This window comes from Allobosea sp. GW821-FHT03A12 (genome assembly GCF_058986765.1).
In genome coordinates this window covers 417,676-435,832 of the sequence record NZ_JBYSVZ010000001.1, presented here as the reverse complement: position 1 = coordinate 435,832, position 18,157 = coordinate 417,676, and the positions used below count along the sequence as shown (strand labels likewise).

Below are 18,157 nucleotides of genomic sequence, written 5' to 3'. Positions count from 1 at the left end.
TCATGACGAGAAGGCGCTGATCGGAACCTCATCCTGCCTGAGATGCTCGGGTCGAGCCCGAGCATGACGGCTGGGTCACGTCCCGTCCGTCCCGGCACCGCAGACCAGCGCGCAGACCTTGCTGCCCGGCGCCGGCACGAAGCGCTTCGCCTGCAAGGCCGCGACCGCAGCCGCGCCGGACAGGTCCGCCGCGATACCAAATTCGAACCAGAGCGACTGCGCCGCCTGCTCCATCTCGGCGTCGCTGACCAGCACGATCTCGTCGACATGTTTCGCGACGGCCTCATAGATCGCCTGGTCGGTGCGCCGGCATGACATCGTCGCCACCCGCGTCTCGAGCTTGTCGAGCGTGACCAGCTTGCCGGCTTCGAGGCAGGCATGCAGCGTCGGCGAGCCATAGGGCTCGATGCCGATGATGCGCGTCTGCGGCCGCAGTGCCTTCACCGCGGTGGAGAGCCCGGTGATCAGCCCGCCGCCGCCGATCGCGACGAGGATGACGTCGACCTCGGGGATCTCGTCGAGGATGTCGAGGCCGAGCGTGCCCTGGCCGGCGACCACCACGGGATCGCTGAACGGATGGGCATAGGTCGCGCCTGTCTCCTTGGCATAGGCGAGCGCCGCGGCATTGGCGTCGTCCCAGACGGCGCCGACGATCTCGACCTCGGCGCCCCACTTCTTCAGCTTGGCGACCTTGTCGGCGACGACATTGGACGGCAGGAAGATCTTCGCCTTGGCGCCGAGCACATGGGCCGAGCGGGCGATGGCGAGCCCGTGATTGCCGCCGGACGCCGTGACGACGCCGCGGGCGAGCTCCTCGGCCGAAAGCGTCAGCAGGCGGTTCATCGCGCCGCGCGCCTTGAACGAGCCGGCCGCCTGCAGCAATTCGAGCTTCAGCGTCACCGTGCCGCCGAAATCCTCGCGCGAGCTAAGCTGGGCATAGGGCAGGGTCGGCGTCTTGCGGACATGCGGCGCGATCCGCCAGCGCGCCGCGCGGATGTCGTCGAGGCCGATCACGACAGCACCCCACGATAGGGCGCCGCGACGATCAGGCAGCAATTACCCGGCCGGACGCGGCCGGGCTGGCGCCTTCCATAGAGGATGCCGTCGGCGGCGTAGTGCAGCGTCTCCGGCGGGCGGGTCGGATCCCAGGTGCAATGGATCCTGCCCGCCGGCTGGCCGGCGCTGACCTTTTCGCCATTCGCATGGAAGGGCTCGAAGACGCCGTCCGCGGTGGCGTAGACGTAGGCGGCGGTGCCCGGCAGTTCGAGGACCTGCCCGTCGCCGCGGCGTGGCTCCGGCTTGTCGCGGGCGACGATGCCGAGATGGTCGAGCACATTCGCCACTCCGCGCCGGCAGAGCTTCAGCGCGTCGAGCGAGACGGTGCCGGCGCCCGCCATCTCGGTGCCGACGGTGACGAGCCCCTGGCGGCAGGCGGTCGCGGTGGCGGTACGCGGCTCGCCGAGATTGGAGATCACCACCGTCATCGGCGCGTCGAAGGCCTGCACGGCCGCGACATTGCGCTTGTGCAGCCCGGGATCATCGCTCGGCTCGACGATCGCGCTCGGGATGATGTCGAGCGAGGAGCCGCCGGAATGCAGGTCGAGGAAGGCGTCGCCCAGCGGCAGGATATGGTCGCTGACGAAGGCCGAGATCTGCTGGGTGATGGTGCCGCGCGGATCGCCGGGGAAGGTCCGGTTGAAATTGAGCCCGTCAACACTTGAGGTCCGCTTGCCCGCGATGACCGCATGGACATTGTTCGCCGGCATCAGGATGAGCCGCCCCTGAACCCGGCCGGGGTCGAGATCGCGGATCAGGTCGCAGATCGCAATCGGGCCCTCGTATTCGTCGCCATGGTTGCCGCCTTCGAGGATCGCAGTCGGCCCCGAGCCGTTCTTGATGATCGCGACGGGAATGCGCGTCGCGCCCCAGGCGTCGTCGTCAGGCGAGTGCGGGATCATCAGGAAGCCGACCTGCTTGCCGTCCTTCTCGGGATCGACGGTGAGGAAGGCACTGGACGGGCGTGGGGTCGGCTTCTGGCGGGGGCTGGTCATGGCGGGGCTCGGGAAAAGCGGGGCTCGGGATTGCAGGCACGAGCGCGGGGAACCCTCTCCCGGAGGGAGAGGGCAGGGTGAGGGGTAGGCAGCCGAACCAGTGAGGCGTTGCGCTCACCGCGCGCTCGGGTTCAGGCCAACGTTTCTGGACCGAACACCTCGCCCCTACCCCTCTCCTTCCAGGAGAGGGGTTCCCCGCGCCTTACGCGGGAAGCCTATTGCCGTTTTACAGCGTCGGCAGCGGGTCCATCGGCATGTCCAGGTACTTCTTGTGCAGCCGGTCGAGCTCGCCGTTCATCGAGGCGTAGAAGATGAAGCTGTCGAGCCACCGCACCAGATTATGCTGGTCCATCTGCACGCCCATATGCGCCGGGCTGCGGCGGATGACGAATTTGCGCTCGAACTCCTTGCTCGGGTTCTGCTTGGCCAGCGCCTGGGCGACGATCGAGTTGGTCGCGAGCAGGTCGGCCTGGCCGGTGATGTAGGCGGCGGCCGCAGTCGCATCGTCTTCGGTGCGCATCACGTTCGCCTTCGGCGCCGATTCCGTGATGGCGAGTTCCTGCGTCGTGCCCTTGGCGGCGGCGACGCGGTTCGAGCCGAGCGTCTCCGGGCTGGTCACATTGGCCGATTTCGCGCCGTAGACGGCGAGGAAAGTGTTGGCATAGGGCGCGGTGAACTGGATCTGCCGGGCGCGCTCCGGCGACAGGCCCATCACCGAGATGACGATGTCGACCTTGTCGGTGAGCAGGAAGGGAATCCGGTTGGCGCCGGTGATCTGCTGCATCTCCAGCTTCACGCCGAGGCCCTTGGCGACCATCTCGGCCAGCTCGATGTCGAAGCCGACAGCCTTGCGGTTGGCGTCCTGCGAGCCGAAGGGCGGCGCGTCGAGCGGCACGCCGATGCGCACCACGCCCTTGGACAGGATGTCCTGGAGCTTGTCGGCCTTGGCCTCGGCCGCTCCGAACGCAGCGATCGCCATCGCCGCCAGGCCTGCAAACAGTTTACGCATGATGTCCTCCCCTCGTGACTGAACTGGAACCGGTTTGTTTCCTCAGTGCAGCACCGCGCTGAGGAAAGTGGTGAGCTCGGGCGTCTTCGGCGCGGCAAGCACCGCCGCGGCCTGGCCTTCTTCGTGGATGCGGCCCTCGTGCATGAAGACGACACGCGAGCCGAACCTGCGGGCAAAACCCATTTCGTGGGTGACGAGCATCATGGTCATGCCCTCCTGCGCCACGGATTCGAGCACTTTCAGCACCTCGCCGGTGAGCTCCGGATCGAGCGCCGAGGTGACCTCGTCGAACAGCATCAGCTTCGGCCGCATGGCGAGCGAGCGCGCGATCGCGACGCGCTGCTGCTGGCCGCCGGAGAGCTGCGAGGGATAGGCGTCGAGCTTGTCCGCCAGCCCGACGCGGGCCAGCACCTCGCGGGCGACCTCGCGCGCCTCCTCCGGCTTCTGCTTCTTCACGACGCGTGGGGCGAGCGTGATGTTGTCGCTGACCGAGAGATGCGGGAACAGGTTGAATTGCTGGAAGACGATGCCGACTTCCTGCCTCAGCTTGCGCAGATCGGTCGCGGGATCGTTGACCTGCACGCCATCGATGCGGATCGTGCCGGCCTGAACCGGCTCCAGCCCGTTGACGCAGCGCAAGAGCGTGCTCTTGCCCGAGCCCGAGCGGCCGATCACGGCGACGACCTCGCCCTTCTCGATGTCGAGCGAGACGCCCTTCAGCACCTGGTTGGCGCCATAGCTCTTGCTGACGCCATGGATTTCAACGAGCGACATCGAGCTTCCGCTCGAGCGAGCGGCTCCATTGCGTGAGGGGGAAGCACATCGCGAAGTAGATGCAGGCGACGGTGATGTAGACGGCGAAGGGCTTGTAGGTGCCGGCCGCGGTGAGCTGGCCTTCGCGGGTGAGCTCGACGAAGCCGATCACCGCCGCGAGCGAGGTGTTCTTGATCAGCTGGACGAGGAAGCCGACCGTCGGCGGGATCGCGATCCGGATCGATTGCGGGATGATCACGCAGCGCAGCTGCTCGGCCAGCGAGAGCCCGAGCGAGGCGCCCGCCTCCCATTGCGTTTTCGCGATCGAGACCAGAGCCCCCCGCCAGATCTCGCCGAGGAAGGCCGAGCCGTAGACCGAGAAGGCGACGGCCGCCGCGATCCAGGGATTGACCGAGATGCCGGCGAGCGGCAGGCCGAAGAAGATCAGGAACAGCCAGACCAAGAGCGGCGTGCCCTGGACCAATTGGATATAGGTCGCCGAGAACCAGCGCAGCGGCGCGACCGGCAGGATCCGCATGATCGCGAGCGCAAGGCCGAGCACTGCCGAGCCGGCGAAGGCGACCGCGGTCAGCGCGATCGTCCAGCGCGCCGCGGCGATCAGGTACATCACGTCGATGAGGCCGAATTCGCGGATCATCGCACGAACACCAGGCGGTAGATCAGGGCGAACAGGCCGCGGAAGCCGATGGCGAGCGCCAGATAGAGCACGCCGATTACCGTATAGACCTCGAAATCCCTGAAGGTGCGCGACTGCACGATCGACGCCGCGTGGAACAGGTCCTGCACCGAGATCTGCGAGGCGACGCTGGTCGCCAGCATCAGCAGCACGAACTGGCTGGCGAGCGCCGGGAACATCGCCTTCAGCGCCGGGAAGACGACGATGTAGCGGAAGACCTGCAGGCCGGAGAGCCCGAGCGAGTGGCCGGCCTCGATCTGCGCCTTCGGCACGGCCTCCAAGCCCGCACGGACGATCTCGGTGGTGTAGGCGCCGAGATTGATCACGAGCGCGATCATCGCCGCCGTCAGCCCATCGAGCCTGACGCCGAAGCTCGGCAGGCCGAAAAAGATCAGGAAGAGCTGCACCAGCAGCGGCGTGTTGCGGATGATCTCGACATAGGCGCCGACGATGCGGCGCAGCCAGGCCGGGCCATAGGTGCGCGCGGCGGCGCAGAGGATGCCGATCAGGAGTCCGCCGACCATCGCGACGGCGGAGAGCAGCAGCGTGATCCAGACGCCGTCGAGAATGGACTGCCAGGCCGCAAAGACGTCGCGAAACTGGAGCCCATACTTCATCGCCGTCAGCCCTTTGGCTGCGGGCCATGGGCCCGCCGTCCGGATACGCTGGACGGATGTTGCGGCGATGCGCTCATGTTTCTCCCTCTTTACCCGGAGGCTAGTTTGGCTTCTTATTTGATGTCAAGCTTCATATATGAAACAGGCGCAGCATGAGCGTTCTTCCCGAAGCCGACCCTGACGAGAAGGCGGCCTATGCGGCCCCTGCCCTGGAGAAGGGTCTCGACATCCTCGAACTCCTGGCAGAGACCGGCGAGCCGCTCTCGACCCGCGTCATCGCCGAGCGATTGCAGCGCTCGAAGAGCGAGATCTTCCGCATGGTCTTCGTGCTGCAGCAGCGCGGCTATCTCGAGCGCGAGCCCGGAACCGACCGGCTCGGCCTGTCGCGGCGCCTGTTCGACCTCGGGATCAGGACACCGGGCGGCAAGCAACTCACTTCGGTCGTGCTGCCGCTGATGGAGCGCTTCAGCGAGGAGAGCGGCCAGGCCGCCCATCTCGTCGTGCTGAGCCGGGCACAGACCGTGGTGCTCGCCACCACTGCCGGCCATCTCGACGCCAGCGTCATCGTCCGCCCCGGCTATGGCCGCCCGGCGCTCGACGCCAATTCCGGCCTGCTGATCCTCGCCTTCCAGTCGGAGGCGCGCCGGCGCGGGCTGATGCGCGAGGCGCCGCCCGAGACCAGGCAGCGGCTCGACGATCCTGAGACCCAGGCCGCGCTCGCCGAGGTCCGGGCGCTGGGCCATCGCATCGCAGCGAGCCGCGACATCCTCGCCGTCACCGACATCGCCTGCCCGGTGATCGGCCCGGCCGGCCATGCCGAGGCGGCGATCCTGGTGCCCTGCCTGCAGCGCCACGGCGTCGAGACGAACGAGGCCGCCATCCTGCTCGCGCTCAAGGCCTGCGCCGCCGAGGCGGGACTGCGCCTGCCCTTTGGCTAGCACTGATCCGGAAAACCCACGAGCTAACCCGGAAAACCCGCGCAATTGCCGCGCAACCACCCGAACACGGCCATACACTCTCCAAGATTGCTGGCGATTTTGCCTCTGATCGCAGCAACCGCCACGGAGGAGGACGATATGGCCGAGACCGCGACGAACCCGCAGACCATGGTGATGACCGATCCGGAGTGGATCGCGCTGGAGAGCATCAGCGAAGAGACACGCCGCTTCATCTTCGGCGAGGCGATGCTGCGCCTGCTTCAGGGTCGCGGCCTGGCTGAGCCCGGCGACGAACTCTGGAAGGTCACCCCCCAGGGCCAGCAGGCGCTCGAAGCCCGCAGCCACTGATCCTCCAATCCAGTTTCACGTCAAACACGTCGTCCCGGGTGCCCTCAACGGTCACTCGGGACGATCTCGTTAAGGCTCGAGTCCGTAGACGGTTGCAAGCACCGGCCGTGCAGCCCATCTCAGCGCTACGCCAGTTCGCTTACGCTTCCGGGACCTGACGCATGAAACGCCCCGTCACCATCACCATCTCGCATTCGCTCGGCCGCGAGGCGGCGCGCCAGCGGTTGCAGGGCGGCGTCGGCAGGGTCCGCGACAAGCTCGGCGGCTTCGGCATGCAACTCGTCGAGGAGAATTGGCAGGGCGACACGCTGCAATTCGGCGTCGCCGCGCTCGGTCATACCGTCAGCGGCAGGATCGAGGTCGAGGACGCTCTGGTCCGCGTCGAGGTGATGCTCCCCCTGATGCTCGCCATCTTCGCCGAGAAGCTGAAGCTCAGCGTCGAGAAGCAGGCCCAGATCCTGCTGGAGCACAAGCCGACCAAGGCCTGACACCTTCCTGACCCATCATGTCGCAGCCTTCCTGCGACTTTTGTTCACCATCGAAGGTTGAATTCCCCCGCCGCGATCCGCAAAGTCGCTGCGCCCCCCTTTTCCCGCCTGCCCACCGGAGACCCATGCATCACGGCCCATTGATCGCCATCATCGTCATGGGCCTCGGCCTCGCCTTCGTGTTCGGGGCGCTGGCACAGAAGTTCAGGGTTTCTCCGCTCGTCGGCTATCTCCTCGCAGGCGTCGCGGTCGGGCCATTCACCCCCGGTTTCGTCGCCGACCAAAACCTCGCCAACGACCTCGCCGAAATCGGCGTGATCCTGCTGATGTTCGGCGTCGGCCTGCATTTCTCGCTGAAGGACCTGCTTTCGGTTAAAGCCATCGCGGTGCCGGGCGCGCTGGTGCAGATCGGCACTGCGACCCTGCTCGGCCTCGGTCTCGCTTTGCTGCTCGGCTGGACCGTGCCCGCCGGCCTCGTCTTCGGCCTGGCGCTCTCTGTCGCCAGTACGGTCGTGCTGCTGCGCGCCCTGCAGGAGCGCCGCATCGTCCAGACCGAGAAGGGCAAGATCGCCGTCGGCTGGCTGATCGTCGAGGACCTCGCAATGGTCCTGGCGCTGGTGATGATCCCGGCGGTCGCGGACGTGCTGAACGGGGGCTCCGGCGCCGCTTCCGGCGGCGGGCCGCTGGCCACCCGTTTCGACCTCGGGCTCTGGGGCGTGCTCGGCCTGACGCTCGCCAAGGTCGCCGCCTTCGTCGCCTTCATGCTGATCGTCGGGCGCCGGCTGATCCCCTGGATCCTGCACTGGGTCGCTCATACCGGCTCGCGTGAGCTCTTCCGCCTCGCAGTGCTGGCGATCGCGCTCGGCGTCGCCTATCTCGCCGCCAGCCTGTTCGGCGTCTCCTTCGCGCTCGGCGCCTTCTTCGCCGGCATGATCCTCAGCGAATCGCCGCTCAGCCATCGCGCTGCTGAGGAATCGCTACCGCTGCGCGACGCCTTCGCCGTGCTGTTCTTCGTCTCGGTCGGCATGCTGTTCGACCCCGGCATCCTGCTGCGCGCGCCACTGCCGCTGATCGCGACCATCGCCATCATCCTGTTCGGCAAGACCCTGGCGGCCTGGCTGATCGTGCGCGCCTTCGGCAAGCCCGATCAGGTCGCGCTGACGATCTCGGCGAGCCTGGCCCAGATCGGCGAGTTCTCCTTCATCCTGGCCGGGCTCGGCGTCTCCCTGAAGCTGCTGCCGGAGCAGGGTCGCGACCTGATCCTCGCCGGCGCGATCTTCTCGATCGTGCTCAACCCGCTGATGTTCAAGCTGGTCGACCGCTTCGCCCCGCCCGACCCTGCGCCGGCCAAGCCCAAGCCGGCCGAAGCCGCGCCCAATCCTCAACCGGAAGCACCAGCCGAAGCGCCGGAACCAGAGCCTACGCCCGCTCTCGAACGCGACATCGTCCCGACCGAACTCTCCGATCACATCATCGTCGTCGGCTATGGCCGCGTTGGCTCGCTGCTCGGCGCCGGCCTTGCGGCCATGGGCGAGAAACTCCTGGTGATCGAGGACCAGGATGACGGCGTCGCCGCCGCCCGCCGCGATGGCGCCGAGGTGCTCGTCGGCAATGCCGCCGACCCCGAAGTGCTCGGCGCCGCAGGCCTTGCGCGGGCAAAGCGCCTTTTCGTCGCCATCCCTGGAAGTTTCGAGGCCGGTCAGGTCTGCGAGCAGGCGCGCAAGCAGAATCCGAACCTGCCGATCATCGCCCGCGCCCACTCGCTGGCCGAGGTCGAGCACCTCAAGGAATGCGGGGCGAGCCGCACCATCATGGGCGAGGCCGAGATCGCCCGCGCCATGCTGGCCCTTTGCGGCAGGAAGGGCGAGGAGCCGGCTCCCAGCACGCCGAATGCGGCTTGAACTAGCTCTCGCCGTCCATCAGCGGGTGCAGGTCGCGCACCATGCTCTTCAGCCGCTCGTCGAGGACATGGGTGTAGATCTGCGTCGTCGCGATGTCGGCATGGCCCAAAAGCTCCTGCACGACGCGCAGGTCCGCGCCGTTCTGCAGGAGATGGCTGGCGAAGGCATGGCGCAGCACATGCGGCGAGACCTTCGCCGGCGACAGGCCGGCTGCGGCCGCCAGCGATTTGAGATCGCGACCGAAGGCCTGGCGGGTCAGATGCCCGCTCTCGCCGTCTGAAGGAAACAGCCAGCGCCCATCTGCTGCGCCGTGCTCGCGTAGCAGAGCAAGATGCGCCGTGGCTGCGATGCGTGCTGCCTCGTTCAGCGGCACCAGCCGGTCCTTGTCGCCCTTGCCGCGTACGACCAGGAAGCGCTCGCGCGTCGTCGCGGCCGAGAGCGGCAGTGCGATCAGTTCGGAGACGCGCAGGCCGGTGGCGTAGAGCATCTCGATCAGGCAGCGCATCCTGACCGTGCGTGCGCGTGCCGCCGGCGAGAGCCCCTCCTGTTCCGCCATCTGCTGGGCCGTGCCGATCAGCTTGTCGACCTCGGCGACGCTGAGCACCTTTGGGAGCGGCCGGCCGAGCCGCGGCCCCTCGATCGCAGCGGTCGGATCGGTGCCGGCGAGGCTTTCCGTGTAGAGGAAGCGATGGAACTGCCTGACGGCCGAGAGCCGACGCGCCGCCGAGGAGGCTTTCAGCCCGCGTTCCGACAGCTCGACCAGATAAGCCCGGATATCGTCCGCCGTAGCCGCGGCCGGGCCACCCTGGCTCGCGGCGAAACCAAGATAGTCATCGAGGTCGCGCTCATAGGCTTCAAGCGTGTTCTTGGCCGCGCCGCGCTCGGCCGCCAGCATGTCGAGGAAGCCGTTCAGCCAGGAGCGCGCCTGCTTGCTCATTTCTGCAGCTTCGAGGGCGGCACGATCTCGACCATCTCACGCGGCTCCGGCTTCACGAAGGTGACCAGCGCGATCATGCCGCCATAGACCAGCCCGGCGATGACAGCCAGGAACGTCAAGAACTTGAACAGCGTCGGCACGGCCGGCGATTCCCCATGCACCCCAATCCGTTATTTCTGATTGGAGGCGTCGGACGCAAGGGCGGAACCGGCGATCTCTGCAAGCTGCAGCCCGCGCAGGCTGTTGCCGACGAACCAGCGGCCGGCCTGCCGGAGGTCGTCGAGCCGCAGTGGCGCCTCGCGCGCAGCACCGGTGTCGATGAGTTCCCGGCGCAGCACGCCCGGCAGCAGGCCATGCTCCAGCGGCGGCGTCAGCAGCACTCCGTCGCGCTCGACGAAAATCGTGCTGCGGCTGGTCTCGGTGACGAAGCCCTGCCGGTTGAGCAGCAGCGCATCGTCGCAGCCTTGCGACATCGCCTCGGCGAAGGCCTGCTCATAGATCGCCCGTCGCGTCGTCTTGTGGCGCAGGAAGGGATCGCCGGCATCGACGCGCTGGCTGGCGATGGCAATGCGGAGCGCATCATCAGCCGCAGGCGGCATCGGCGCCGTGGTGATCTGAAGCGAGCCATCGCGGCGCAGTTCGCAGCGGACGCGACGCTCCTTCCCGGCGGGGAATGACGCTTCAACCTCGGCGAGCTGCGCGAGCACCTTCTCTCGATCGAACCGGAAGTCGAGCGCTGCCGCCGACACGGCCAGGCGTTCGAGGTGTAACGCCAAACGGACATAGCCGCCCGACCAACGCAGTGTCTCGATCAGCCCGTAATCCTCAGCGAGATCGGTCAGCACCCGCGCCTTCAGCCTGCACTCCGCATATTCCTCGGCCGGCCCGGAATCGACGACGATGCCGCCGCCGACGCCATAGACGCCCTCGCCTCCCGGCAGCAGCGTCGCAGTCCGGATCGCCACGTTGAAGCTGAGATCGCCATTCGGCGCGATCATGCCGAGCGAGCCGGTGTAGATATCGCGCGGCACGCCTTCCAGCTCGCGGATGATCTCCATCGCCCGCAGTTTTGGCGCACCGGTGACCGAACCGCAGGGGAACAGCGCCCGCATCTGCTCCAGGAGCGACAATCCTGGCCGCAATTGGCTGGTGACCGTCGAGGTCAGCGTGTGGAACCCCGGATAGGTCTCGACGCTGAACAACGCGGGAACCTTGACCGAGCCCCGCTCGCTGATCCGGCTGAGATCGTTGCGCAAGAGGTCGACGATCATCAGGTTCTCGGCCCGCTGCTTCGGATCGGCGCGCAGCGATGCCTTCGCCACCTCGTCGGCCGGCGCATCGAAGCCGCGTGCAGCTGTCCCTTTCATGGGTCGGGTAGTGGCACGCCCGCCTGCGGTCGCGATGAACAGTTCCGGCGAGACCGAGAGGATATTCGCGTCCCCCGTCGCGACCATGCCACCATGCGCGACCGGCTGGCTCGCCCTGAGCGCACCGTAGAGAGCGAGCGGGTCGCCGGCATAGCGGAAGCGGATCGGGAAGGTCAGGTTGACCTGATAGGCGTCGCCGGCATGGAGATAGTCGAGCACGCGCTGCACCGCCGCAGCATGGCCGGCCTCGTCCAGCCCGAACGTCAAATCCTCGAGCGGCGGCGGGCACCGCGCTGCGAAATCTCGATCGAGCGCCTCCGGCTCGATACTGCGCGGCGCCTCGAACAGGCCGAACCAGAGCAGCGGCAGGCTGCGTTGCGGCGGCATTCGCTCTGCCAGCCGCGGCTCGAAGGCATAGCCGAGCTCATAGGAGAGGAAGCCAGCCGCGTGCAGGCCATGCGCCAGTCCAGCCTCGATCCGGGCGAAAGCATTGGCGATTTCGGAGGGTTCGCTGGCCGCGACGATCTCGGCGGGGTCGGCGAAGAGCAGCGCCTGCCCTGCTCCGCTGCGATCCTCCAGCAGCACGAAGGGCGCCCGCAACGCGGCGATCCCGCAATCCTCTCCGGCCACCGGCATCACGTGCTCACCACCCCCATCGCGGCGCTACGAGCCCGACGAAGCCGTCGAGGTCAAGCCGCAGCGCAAGGCACATGGCGGTACCGCGATCCTCATGCTAGAGCGGGCTCAAGGAATTCATTTGATGACGATGGCGGAAACGATCGAACAGGTGGACCGCATCGCTCTGCGCGCCGCACTCGGCGGGCGAGCCGTGGTGCTGGTGGGCATGATGGGTTCGGGCAAGAGCGCGACCGGCAAGCGCCTCGGCGCCCGGCTCGGCCTGCCCTTCGTCGACGCCGATACCGAGATCGAGACCGCCGCCGGCATGACGATCCCGGAGATCTTCGCCCAGCGCGGCGAGAGCGAGTTCCGCGACGGTGAGCGCCGCGTCATCGCCCGCATCCTGACGACGCGCGCCCCGCTGGTGCTGGCGACCGGCGGCGGCGCCTTCATGAACGCCGAGACCCGCGCCCGCATCGCCGAACTCGGCGTCTCGATCTGGCTCAAGGCCGAGTTCGACGTGCTGATGCGCCGCGTCCGCAAGCGCAGCAACCGGCCGCTGCTGCAAACCGCCGATCCCGAGGCGACCATGCGCCGGATGCTGGCCGAGCGCGAACCGGTCTATGCACTCGCCGACATCACGCTGATCTCGCGCGACGATCCGCACGAAGTCGTGGTCGAAGACGCGATGGCGGCGCTCGATCGCCGCCTGCGCCAGGAAGGCAAGGAATGAACGCTATGGCCCCGGCTGCGCCCGCAGCGGAACGGATCGTCGTGCCGGTCGCGCTGGCCGAGCGCTCCTATGACATCCTGATCGGCCGCCATCAGCTCTGCGAGGCGGCTGAGGTGATCGCGCACCGCTTTCCCGGCGCCCGCGCCGCCATCGTCACCGACGAGAACCTCGCCGCGTTGCATGCGCCGGCGCTCGAATCCTGCCTGCACCAGGCCGGCGTCACCACGACGCGCCTGACCGTGCCGCCTGGCGAGGCGACGAAGTCCTATGCCCGCTTCATCGAGCTCTGCGACGGCCTGCTCGCCGCCAAGATCGAGCGCAACGACCTCGTCATCGCGCTTGGCGGCGGCGTCGTCGGCGATCTCTCAGGCTTCGCCGCCTCGGTGCTGCGCCGCGGCGTGCGGCTGGTGCAGATCCCGACCAGCCTGCTCGCCCAGGTCGATTCCTCCGTCGGCGGCAAGACCGGCATCAATTCCAGCCATGGCAAGAACCTGATCGGCGCCTTCCACCAGCCGGCGCTGGTGGTTTGCGACACCGCCTTGCTCGATACGCTGAGCGAGCGCGAGTTCAAGGCCGGCTATGCCGAGGTGGTGAAGTACGGGCTGATCGACGATCCCGCTTTCTTCGACTGGTGCGAGGTCAACTGGCGCCGCGTCATGGAAGGCGGGCCGGAGCGCGACCATGCGGTCGCGACCGCCTGCCGGGCCAAGGCCGCGGTGGTGGCGCGCGACGAGCGCGAGGATGGCGACAGGGCCCTGCTCAATCTCGGCCACACCTTCGCCCATGCGCTGGAGCGCCTGACCCGCTACGATTCCAGCCGGCTCGTCCATGGCGAGGCGGTCGCGATCGGGCTTTGCCTCGCCTTCCGCTTCTCGCAGCGGCTCGGCCTCTGCCCGGGCCAGGATGCCGGCCGCGTCGCCGCCCATCTTGCCGCCGTCGGCCTGCCGACCCGGCTGCAGGACGTGCCCGGCGGCACCGGCACGGCCGCCGAGATCGTCGAGGCGATGACCCAGGACAAGAAGGTCAAGCGCGGCGCGCTGACCTTCATCCTGGCCCATGGCATCGGCAGGAGCTTCATCGCGCCCGGCGTCGCTGCCGAGGCGGCGCATGACTTCATCGAAAGCGAACTCGCGGGAACCTGAGCGCTTCCTCCATGGTCGCCATCCCGCATCTCGATCCCTGGCTCGCCATCGCCGTCGTCGCGCTCGGCGTGTTCCTGACCGGCTTCCTCGCCGCAGCCGATGCGGCGCTGCATGCGATCTCGCGCGCCAAGCTCGTTCAGCAGGAGAAAGCCGGCAGCCGCCGCGCCGCGATCGCGCTGCGCGTGCTCGGCGATCGCGAGCGATTGAGCGGCGTCTTCCTGCTGGCGCGGACGCTGGTGAAGACCGCGACGGCGAGTTTTGCCGCCTATGCGGCGCTCGCTTCCTTCGGCGTCAGCGGCGCGGCCTGCCTTGCGATCGCGGTCGCGCTGATCGTCGTCGTGCTCGGCGAACTCGCCCCGCGCATGGCTGCGGTCGCGGAGCCTGAGCGGATGGCGCTCAAGCTAGTGCGGCCGGTGGCGCGCCTGCTCGCTTTGCTCGGTCCGCCGGTCCGGCTGATGCAATGGTTCGCCCGCCGTTCGCTCGGCCTGTTCGGCCTGCGGATCGACTCGCAGCGCCCGGTACTGGCGATCGACGAGATCCTGCGCGACCAGGTCGAGCTGATGCGCCAGGAAGGCACCGTCGAGAAGGCCGATGGCGACATGGTCAGCGGCCTGCTCGACCTGAAGCAGCTCGAAGTCGCCGATGTGATGATCCACCGCACCAAGATGCGCACGATCAATCTCGATCTCGGGCCGGAGACGATCGTGCGCGAGGTGCTGGCCTCGCCCTATACCCGCATGCCGCTCTGGCGCGACAAGCCCGAGAACATCGTCGGCATCCTGCACGCCAAGGACCTGCTGCGCGCGCTCGACGCCGCTGGCGGCGACGCCTGCAAGCTCGATGTCGCGCAGATCGCGCTGGAGCCCTGGTTCGTGCCGGTGAACACGCCGCTGCCCGAGCAGCTCAAGGCCTTCCTCGCCCGCAAGACGCATTTCGCCCTTACGGTCGACGAATATGGCGAGGTGATGGGGCTGGTCACACTGGAGGACATCCTCGAGGAGATCGTCGGCGACATCCGCGACGAGCACGACGTCGCCGTGCCCGGCCTGCGCCAGCAGCCGGACGGAGCCGTGATCGTCGATGGCGGCGTGCCGATCCGCGACCTCAATCGGGCGATGGACTGGCAATTGCCCGACGACGAGGCGACGACGATCGCCGGGCTCGTCATCCACGAAGCCCGCGCCATCCCCGACGCCGGCCAGGCCTTCACCTTCCACGGCTTCCGCTTCGAGGTGATGCGCAAGAGCCGCAACCGGCTGACCGCGCTCCGGGTCGCACCGGCCGGCAACGGCACGCATGAGCTGGAGCCTGCGACCGCAGCCTGATGGTCGCCAGATCGCTCAGCCTGCAGGCTGCAGCCTGAGACGCAGCCTTGCGAGCAGCCTTGTGAAGATCCCGGCCTCGTCGCGAGCCCGCGCCAGGACGAGCCCTCCCTGGATCAGGGCCAGGATTTCCTCCGCCACCCCGTCCGGATCGGCATGGCCGCTGCGGGCGAGCGCGCCGGCGAGCGCATCCTGCCAGGCTGCGAAATAGCCGGCGATCCGCGCGGCGAAGCGCTCGCGCGAATCGGCCAGAGCCAGCGCCCCGACCAGGCAGATGCGTCGGCCCGAACGAAAATAGCCATCGACCGCGACGAGCATCGCCTCGATCGCCGCCGCGGCATCCTGGCCCTCGCGCAGAGGCCGGAACACCTTGGTCTCGAACCAGGCGTCGATCTCGTCGAGCACGGCCTTGGCCATCTCCTCCTTTCCCCCTGGAAAGAAGTGATAGAGGCTGCCCTTGCCGAGCCCGGTGCGCGTGCCGATCACCGACAGGCTCGCCGCCTCGAAACCGTGATCGCGAAAGATCTCGCCGAGTATCGGCAGCAGATCGGCCCGCTCGCTGATTCGTCTTGCCATTCGTCCTTATAGGCCGAGATCGCTCAGGCCGGGATGGTCGGCCGGGCGCGGGCCGGAGGCGTCCCAATGGAACTTCCGCGCCGCTTCCGCGATCGGCAGATCGTTGATGCTGGCATGGCGGCGAGCCATCAGCCCGTTCTCAGCGAACTCCCAGTTTTCATTGCCATAGGAGCGGTACCACTGCCCGGAATCGTCGCGCCATTCATAGGCGAAGCGCACGGCGATGCGGTTGCCGGTGAAGGCCCAGAGTTCCTTGATCAACCGATAGTCGAGCTCACGCTGCCATTTGCGGGCGAGGAAGGCTTCGATCGCCGCCCGGCCCTGGAAGATCTCGGCCCGGTTCCGCCAGCGTGAATCTTCGGTATAGGCCAGCGCAACCCGTGCTGGATTACGTCCGTTCCAGCCATCCTCCGCAGCTCTCACCTTGAGGATCGCGGTATCCTCGCTGAACGGTGGAAAGGGCGGCCGTGCTTCGCTCATGGCAAATCTCCTGTACCAATCGGTAAAGATTGTACTGATTGGTACAGATAGAAACCTGCCTCGTCAATGGCAGCCGGCCGGCCTCGCCGTCAGGGGCTGAACACCAGCACCAGGAAGACGAAGAACACCGAGAGGTGCACCGCCCCCTCCAGCATCGTGGTGCGCGTGCCGGTGAAGGTCAGCGTGCTCAGGAACAAGGTCATCGACAGGATGACCATGTTGGTGCCAGAGAGGCCGAGCACGACCTTCTCGTCGGTGAGGACGCCGATGAGCAGGACGGCCGGGACCGTCAGGCCCAAGGTCGAGGCTGCGGCCCCCAGGCAGAGATTGACCGCGCGCTGCAGCTGGTTCGCGTTGATCGCGCGCAGCGCCGCGATGCATTCGGGCGTGAACACCACCATCGCGATCAGGATGCCGCCGAGCGCCGCCGGGGCGCCGAGGCGCACGATGCCGTAATCGAGCACCCCGGCGAGGCTCTTCGCCAGGATCACGATCGGCAGGATGTTCGCGAGCAGCAGCAGGACATGGGAGCGGATCGAACCGTCCGATGGCGCGTGCGACGGCTCGCCCTCTGGCTCAGCGGCGGGCGCAGGCTGCAAGGCCGCCTCGGCCTCGGGCTTCGGCTGCATCCTGGCCCGGGCATAGGCCGCGCCATAGGGCACGTTCGCCTCGCTCGCCGGCTCCATGAAGAAGACGCTGTGCCGGCCCGTCTGCAGGATCAGGAAGACGGCGTAGAGCGACAGAGTGAACAGCGAGAAGGCGATCGACTGGAAGGTCGTCAGCGTGCCGTCAGAGGTCGAGGTGGTGAAGTTCGGCAGCACCAGCGGGATCAGCGTCAGCGGGATGATCACCGCGAGATAGGCGGAGGCGCCCTTGAGGTTGTAGCCCTGCGAGAAATGCCTGAGGCCGCCGATCAGGAGGCCGATGCCGACGACGCCGTTGAGCACGATCATCAGCACCGCGAACATGGTGTCGCGCCCGAGCGTCGGTGCGCCCTTGGCTCCCAGCATGACCGCCGAGATCAGCGCCACCTCGATGATGACGATCGCGAGCGTCAGGATCAGCGTGCCATAGGGTTCGCCGAGCCGGTGCGCCAGCTCCTCGGCCTCGTGCACCACGCCGAAGGCCGACCAGATGATGATGCCCAGCAGCCAGGCGAAGATCAGCAGCGACGGCAGGGGGGTGCCGAGCTGCGCGAGCAGAGTGCCACCGAAAAGCTGGAAGGCTGCGACCGAGGCCCAGGCGCAGGCGAGGCGGGCGATCATCATGTCTGGCAATGGATCCGTCGTTGGAAAAGGAGACCGGCGAATAGATGCCGAAAATGATCTCACAACGGCGGGGTTGTGACACGCGATTGTTGCCTTGTGCCGTCCTGCTCCTCGCAAAGACGCCACAAAGCACAGCGAGACGGACATGATGAGCGCATTCGATCTTCGCCCCGGCTCTCTCGCTGCCCTCGCAAGCGTCATTCTCCTTGCCGGAACGAGCGCGTCGCCAGCTCAGCCCGAACCAACCTTCCGCGCGAGCTGCAGCGAGTTGCGCACCGCACTGAAGTCACTGGCCGGCAAGGAAGGCGAGCTCGTCACGATCGAGGTCGAAGGCCCTCTGACGATGGTCAAGACGGGCGCCGGCGTGACCTATCTCGGCCTTTGCCAGGCACCGAATCCGCAGGTGCTCTGCGTCACCTATGACAGCAATGGTCGCAAGGCCGGCGAACGCGTCGTGGTCAGCGGCAGCTGGGAGCAGGTCGGGCCCGATCATGTGAAGCTCGACCCGTGCCTGCATTTCATACCGGGCGAACCGGAGCCCTGAGGGTCAACCAAGCTTCGCCAGGAAATCGGTCGCCTTGTACCCCTCCGGCACGCCTTCAACCATGATCGCCGCGCTGCGCGAATTGCGCGTCCTGAGCGGCAGGATCGCCTGATAGGCTGGCGAGGCGTACCAGTTGCGCGCCGCCCCGATGTCCGGGAAAGCGATGACCACGAGGTCGCCCTCCCACGGCTCCTCGATGACCTCCGGCGTCACGCCATGGATCAGGAAGCGGCCACCGAACGGCGCGAGGGTCTCGTCGATGCGCCGGATGTAGTCGACGATCTCGGCATTGAGATCGACGTCGCGCAGATGGGCGATGGCATAGGCGGTCATGATGGTCTCCTCGTTCGCGAAACGGCCGATGCGGC

At 67.4% G+C, this 18,157-nt stretch carries 21 protein-coding genes; 8 read left to right on the top strand and 13 right to left on the bottom strand.

Annotated features, from left to right (window positions below):
* Positions 1–75: 75 nt before the first annotated feature.
* From AC3WLC_RS02095 to AC3WLC_RS02070, 6 genes are all read right to left on the bottom strand, one after another.
* On the bottom strand, positions 76–1,014 hold the full coding sequence (locus AC3WLC_RS02095) for a threonine ammonia-lyase (protein WP_493682277.1): 939 nt from the start codon (positions 1,012–1,014) through the stop codon (positions 76–78).
* Positions 1,011–2,051, bottom strand: coding sequence for a succinylglutamate desuccinylase/aspartoacylase family protein (locus AC3WLC_RS02090; RefSeq protein ID WP_493682276.1), 1,041 nt, complete (start codon positions 2,049–2,051; stop codon positions 1,011–1,013). The genes AC3WLC_RS02095 and AC3WLC_RS02090 overlap by 4 nt, the downstream gene beginning before the upstream one ends.
* A 226-nt stretch (positions 2,052–2,277) precedes the next feature.
* The gene (locus AC3WLC_RS02085) at positions 2,278–3,060 is read right to left on the bottom strand and encodes a transporter substrate-binding domain-containing protein (protein WP_493682275.1); all 783 of its coding nucleotides are present in this window, start codon (positions 3,058–3,060) and stop codon (positions 2,278–2,280) included.
* A 42-nt stretch (positions 3,061–3,102) separates the two neighbouring features.
* The gene (locus AC3WLC_RS02080; protein ID WP_493682274.1) at positions 3,103–3,834 is read right to left on the bottom strand and encodes an amino acid ABC transporter ATP-binding protein; all 732 of its coding nucleotides are present in this window, start codon (positions 3,832–3,834) and stop codon (positions 3,103–3,105) included.
* Positions 3,821–4,471, bottom strand: coding sequence for an amino acid ABC transporter permease (locus tag AC3WLC_RS02075; protein WP_493682273.1), 651 nt, complete (start codon positions 4,469–4,471; stop codon positions 3,821–3,823). Before AC3WLC_RS02075 ends, AC3WLC_RS02080 begins: the two co-directional genes overlap by 14 nt.
* Complete coding sequence (locus AC3WLC_RS02070) at positions 4,468–5,127, bottom strand: amino acid ABC transporter permease (RefSeq protein ID WP_493682272.1); 660 nt, start codon at positions 5,125–5,127, stop codon at positions 4,468–4,470. Before AC3WLC_RS02070 ends, AC3WLC_RS02075 begins: the two co-directional genes overlap by 4 nt.
* A gap of 152 nt (positions 5,128–5,279) precedes the next feature.
* Here AC3WLC_RS02070 and AC3WLC_RS02065 point away from each other — a divergent pair, with 152 nt between their 5' ends.
* From AC3WLC_RS02065 to AC3WLC_RS02050, 4 genes are all read left to right on the top strand, one after another.
* Positions 5,280–6,065 carry an IclR family transcriptional regulator gene (locus tag AC3WLC_RS02065; RefSeq protein ID WP_493682271.1) on the top strand — a complete coding sequence of 262 codons (786 nt, stop codon included), beginning with the start codon at positions 5,280–5,282 and terminating at the stop codon, positions 6,063–6,065.
* A gap of 138 nt (positions 6,066–6,203) precedes the next feature.
* Entirely contained in the window at positions 6,204–6,413 is a 210-nt protein-coding gene (locus tag AC3WLC_RS02060) for a hypothetical protein (RefSeq protein ID WP_493682270.1), read from the top strand.
* A 161-nt stretch (positions 6,414–6,574) separates the two neighbouring features.
* Positions 6,575–6,901, top strand: a complete 327-nt coding sequence (locus AC3WLC_RS02055) for a polyhydroxyalkanoic acid system family protein (RefSeq protein WP_493682269.1) — start codon at positions 6,575–6,577, stop codon at positions 6,899–6,901.
* A gap of 125 nt (positions 6,902–7,026) precedes the next feature.
* Positions 7,027–8,802 carry a cation:proton antiporter domain-containing protein gene (locus tag AC3WLC_RS02050; RefSeq protein WP_493682268.1) on the top strand — a complete coding sequence of 592 codons (1,776 nt, stop codon included), beginning with the start codon at positions 7,027–7,029 and terminating at the stop codon, positions 8,800–8,802.
* Between the two features lies 1 nt (position 8,803).
* Here the strand turns inward: AC3WLC_RS02050 and AC3WLC_RS02045 are convergent, their stop codons facing one another.
* Genes AC3WLC_RS02045 through AC3WLC_RS02035 form a run of 3 tightly spaced genes read right to left on the bottom strand, consistent with a single transcriptional unit; the run spans position 8,804 to position 11,742 of the window.
* Positions 8,804–9,739, bottom strand: a complete 936-nt coding sequence (locus AC3WLC_RS02045) for a site-specific tyrosine recombinase XerD (RefSeq protein WP_493682267.1) — start codon at positions 9,737–9,739, stop codon at positions 8,804–8,806.
* Positions 9,736–9,879 (bottom strand): histidine kinase, encoded by a 144-nt coding sequence (locus tag AC3WLC_RS02040; protein ID WP_291679216.1) that lies wholly within the window; start codon positions 9,877–9,879, stop codon positions 9,736–9,738. Before AC3WLC_RS02040 ends, AC3WLC_RS02045 begins: the two co-directional genes overlap by 4 nt.
* A gap of 30 nt (positions 9,880–9,909) precedes the next feature.
* Positions 9,910–11,742: an aminodeoxychorismate synthase component I gene (locus AC3WLC_RS02035; protein ID WP_493682266.1), complete on the bottom strand. Its 1,833-nt coding sequence runs from the start codon at positions 11,740–11,742 to the stop codon at positions 9,910–9,912.
* A gap of 124 nt (positions 11,743–11,866) precedes the next feature.
* On the opposite strand from AC3WLC_RS02035, the gene AC3WLC_RS02030 reads away from it, so the two are divergent.
* The 3 genes from AC3WLC_RS02030 to AC3WLC_RS02020 are packed head-to-tail and all read left to right on the top strand — an operon-like array spanning position 11,867 to position 14,924.
* Positions 11,867–12,457: a shikimate kinase gene (locus tag AC3WLC_RS02030; protein ID WP_493682265.1), complete on the top strand. Its 591-nt coding sequence runs from the start codon at positions 11,867–11,869 to the stop codon at positions 12,455–12,457.
* Complete coding sequence (gene aroB, locus AC3WLC_RS02025; RefSeq protein ID WP_493682264.1) at positions 12,454–13,599, top strand: 3-dehydroquinate synthase; 1,146 nt, start codon at positions 12,454–12,456, stop codon at positions 13,597–13,599. The genes AC3WLC_RS02030 and aroB overlap by 4 nt, the downstream gene beginning before the upstream one ends.
* 11 nt (positions 13,600–13,610) lie before the next feature.
* Entirely contained in the window at positions 13,611–14,924 is a 1,314-nt protein-coding gene (locus tag AC3WLC_RS02020) for an HlyC/CorC family transporter (RefSeq protein WP_493682263.1), read from the top strand.
* 15 nt (positions 14,925–14,939) lie between these two features.
* Here AC3WLC_RS02020 and AC3WLC_RS02015 read toward each other — a convergent pair whose 3' ends face one another.
* The 3 genes from AC3WLC_RS02015 to AC3WLC_RS02005 form a co-directional block, all read right to left on the bottom strand.
* A complete protein-coding gene (locus tag AC3WLC_RS02015; protein ID WP_493682262.1) occupies positions 14,940–15,497 on the bottom strand; it encodes a TetR/AcrR family transcriptional regulator in 558 nt (185 codons plus the stop codon).
* Positions 15,498–15,503: 6 nt separating this feature from the next.
* On the bottom strand, positions 15,504–15,977 hold the full coding sequence (locus AC3WLC_RS02010; RefSeq protein ID WP_493682261.1) for a nuclear transport factor 2 family protein: 474 nt from the start codon (positions 15,975–15,977) through the stop codon (positions 15,504–15,506).
* An 89-nt stretch (positions 15,978–16,066) separates the two neighbouring features.
* Positions 16,067–17,245 (bottom strand): calcium:cation antiporter, encoded by a 1,179-nt coding sequence (locus AC3WLC_RS02005; protein WP_493682260.1) that lies wholly within the window; start codon positions 17,243–17,245, stop codon positions 16,067–16,069.
* 268 nt (positions 17,246–17,513) lie between these two features.
* Here AC3WLC_RS02005 and AC3WLC_RS02000 point away from each other — a divergent pair, with 268 nt between their 5' ends.
* On the top strand, positions 17,514–17,789 hold the full coding sequence (locus AC3WLC_RS02000) for a hypothetical protein (RefSeq protein WP_493682259.1): 276 nt from the start codon (positions 17,514–17,516) through the stop codon (positions 17,787–17,789).
* Positions 17,790–17,792: 3 nt separating this feature from the next.
* Here the strand turns inward: AC3WLC_RS02000 and AC3WLC_RS01995 are convergent, their stop codons facing one another.
* On the bottom strand, positions 17,793–18,122 hold the full coding sequence (locus tag AC3WLC_RS01995) for a DUF1330 domain-containing protein (protein WP_493682258.1): 330 nt from the start codon (positions 18,120–18,122) through the stop codon (positions 17,793–17,795).
* Positions 18,123–18,157 lie beyond the last annotated feature (35 nt).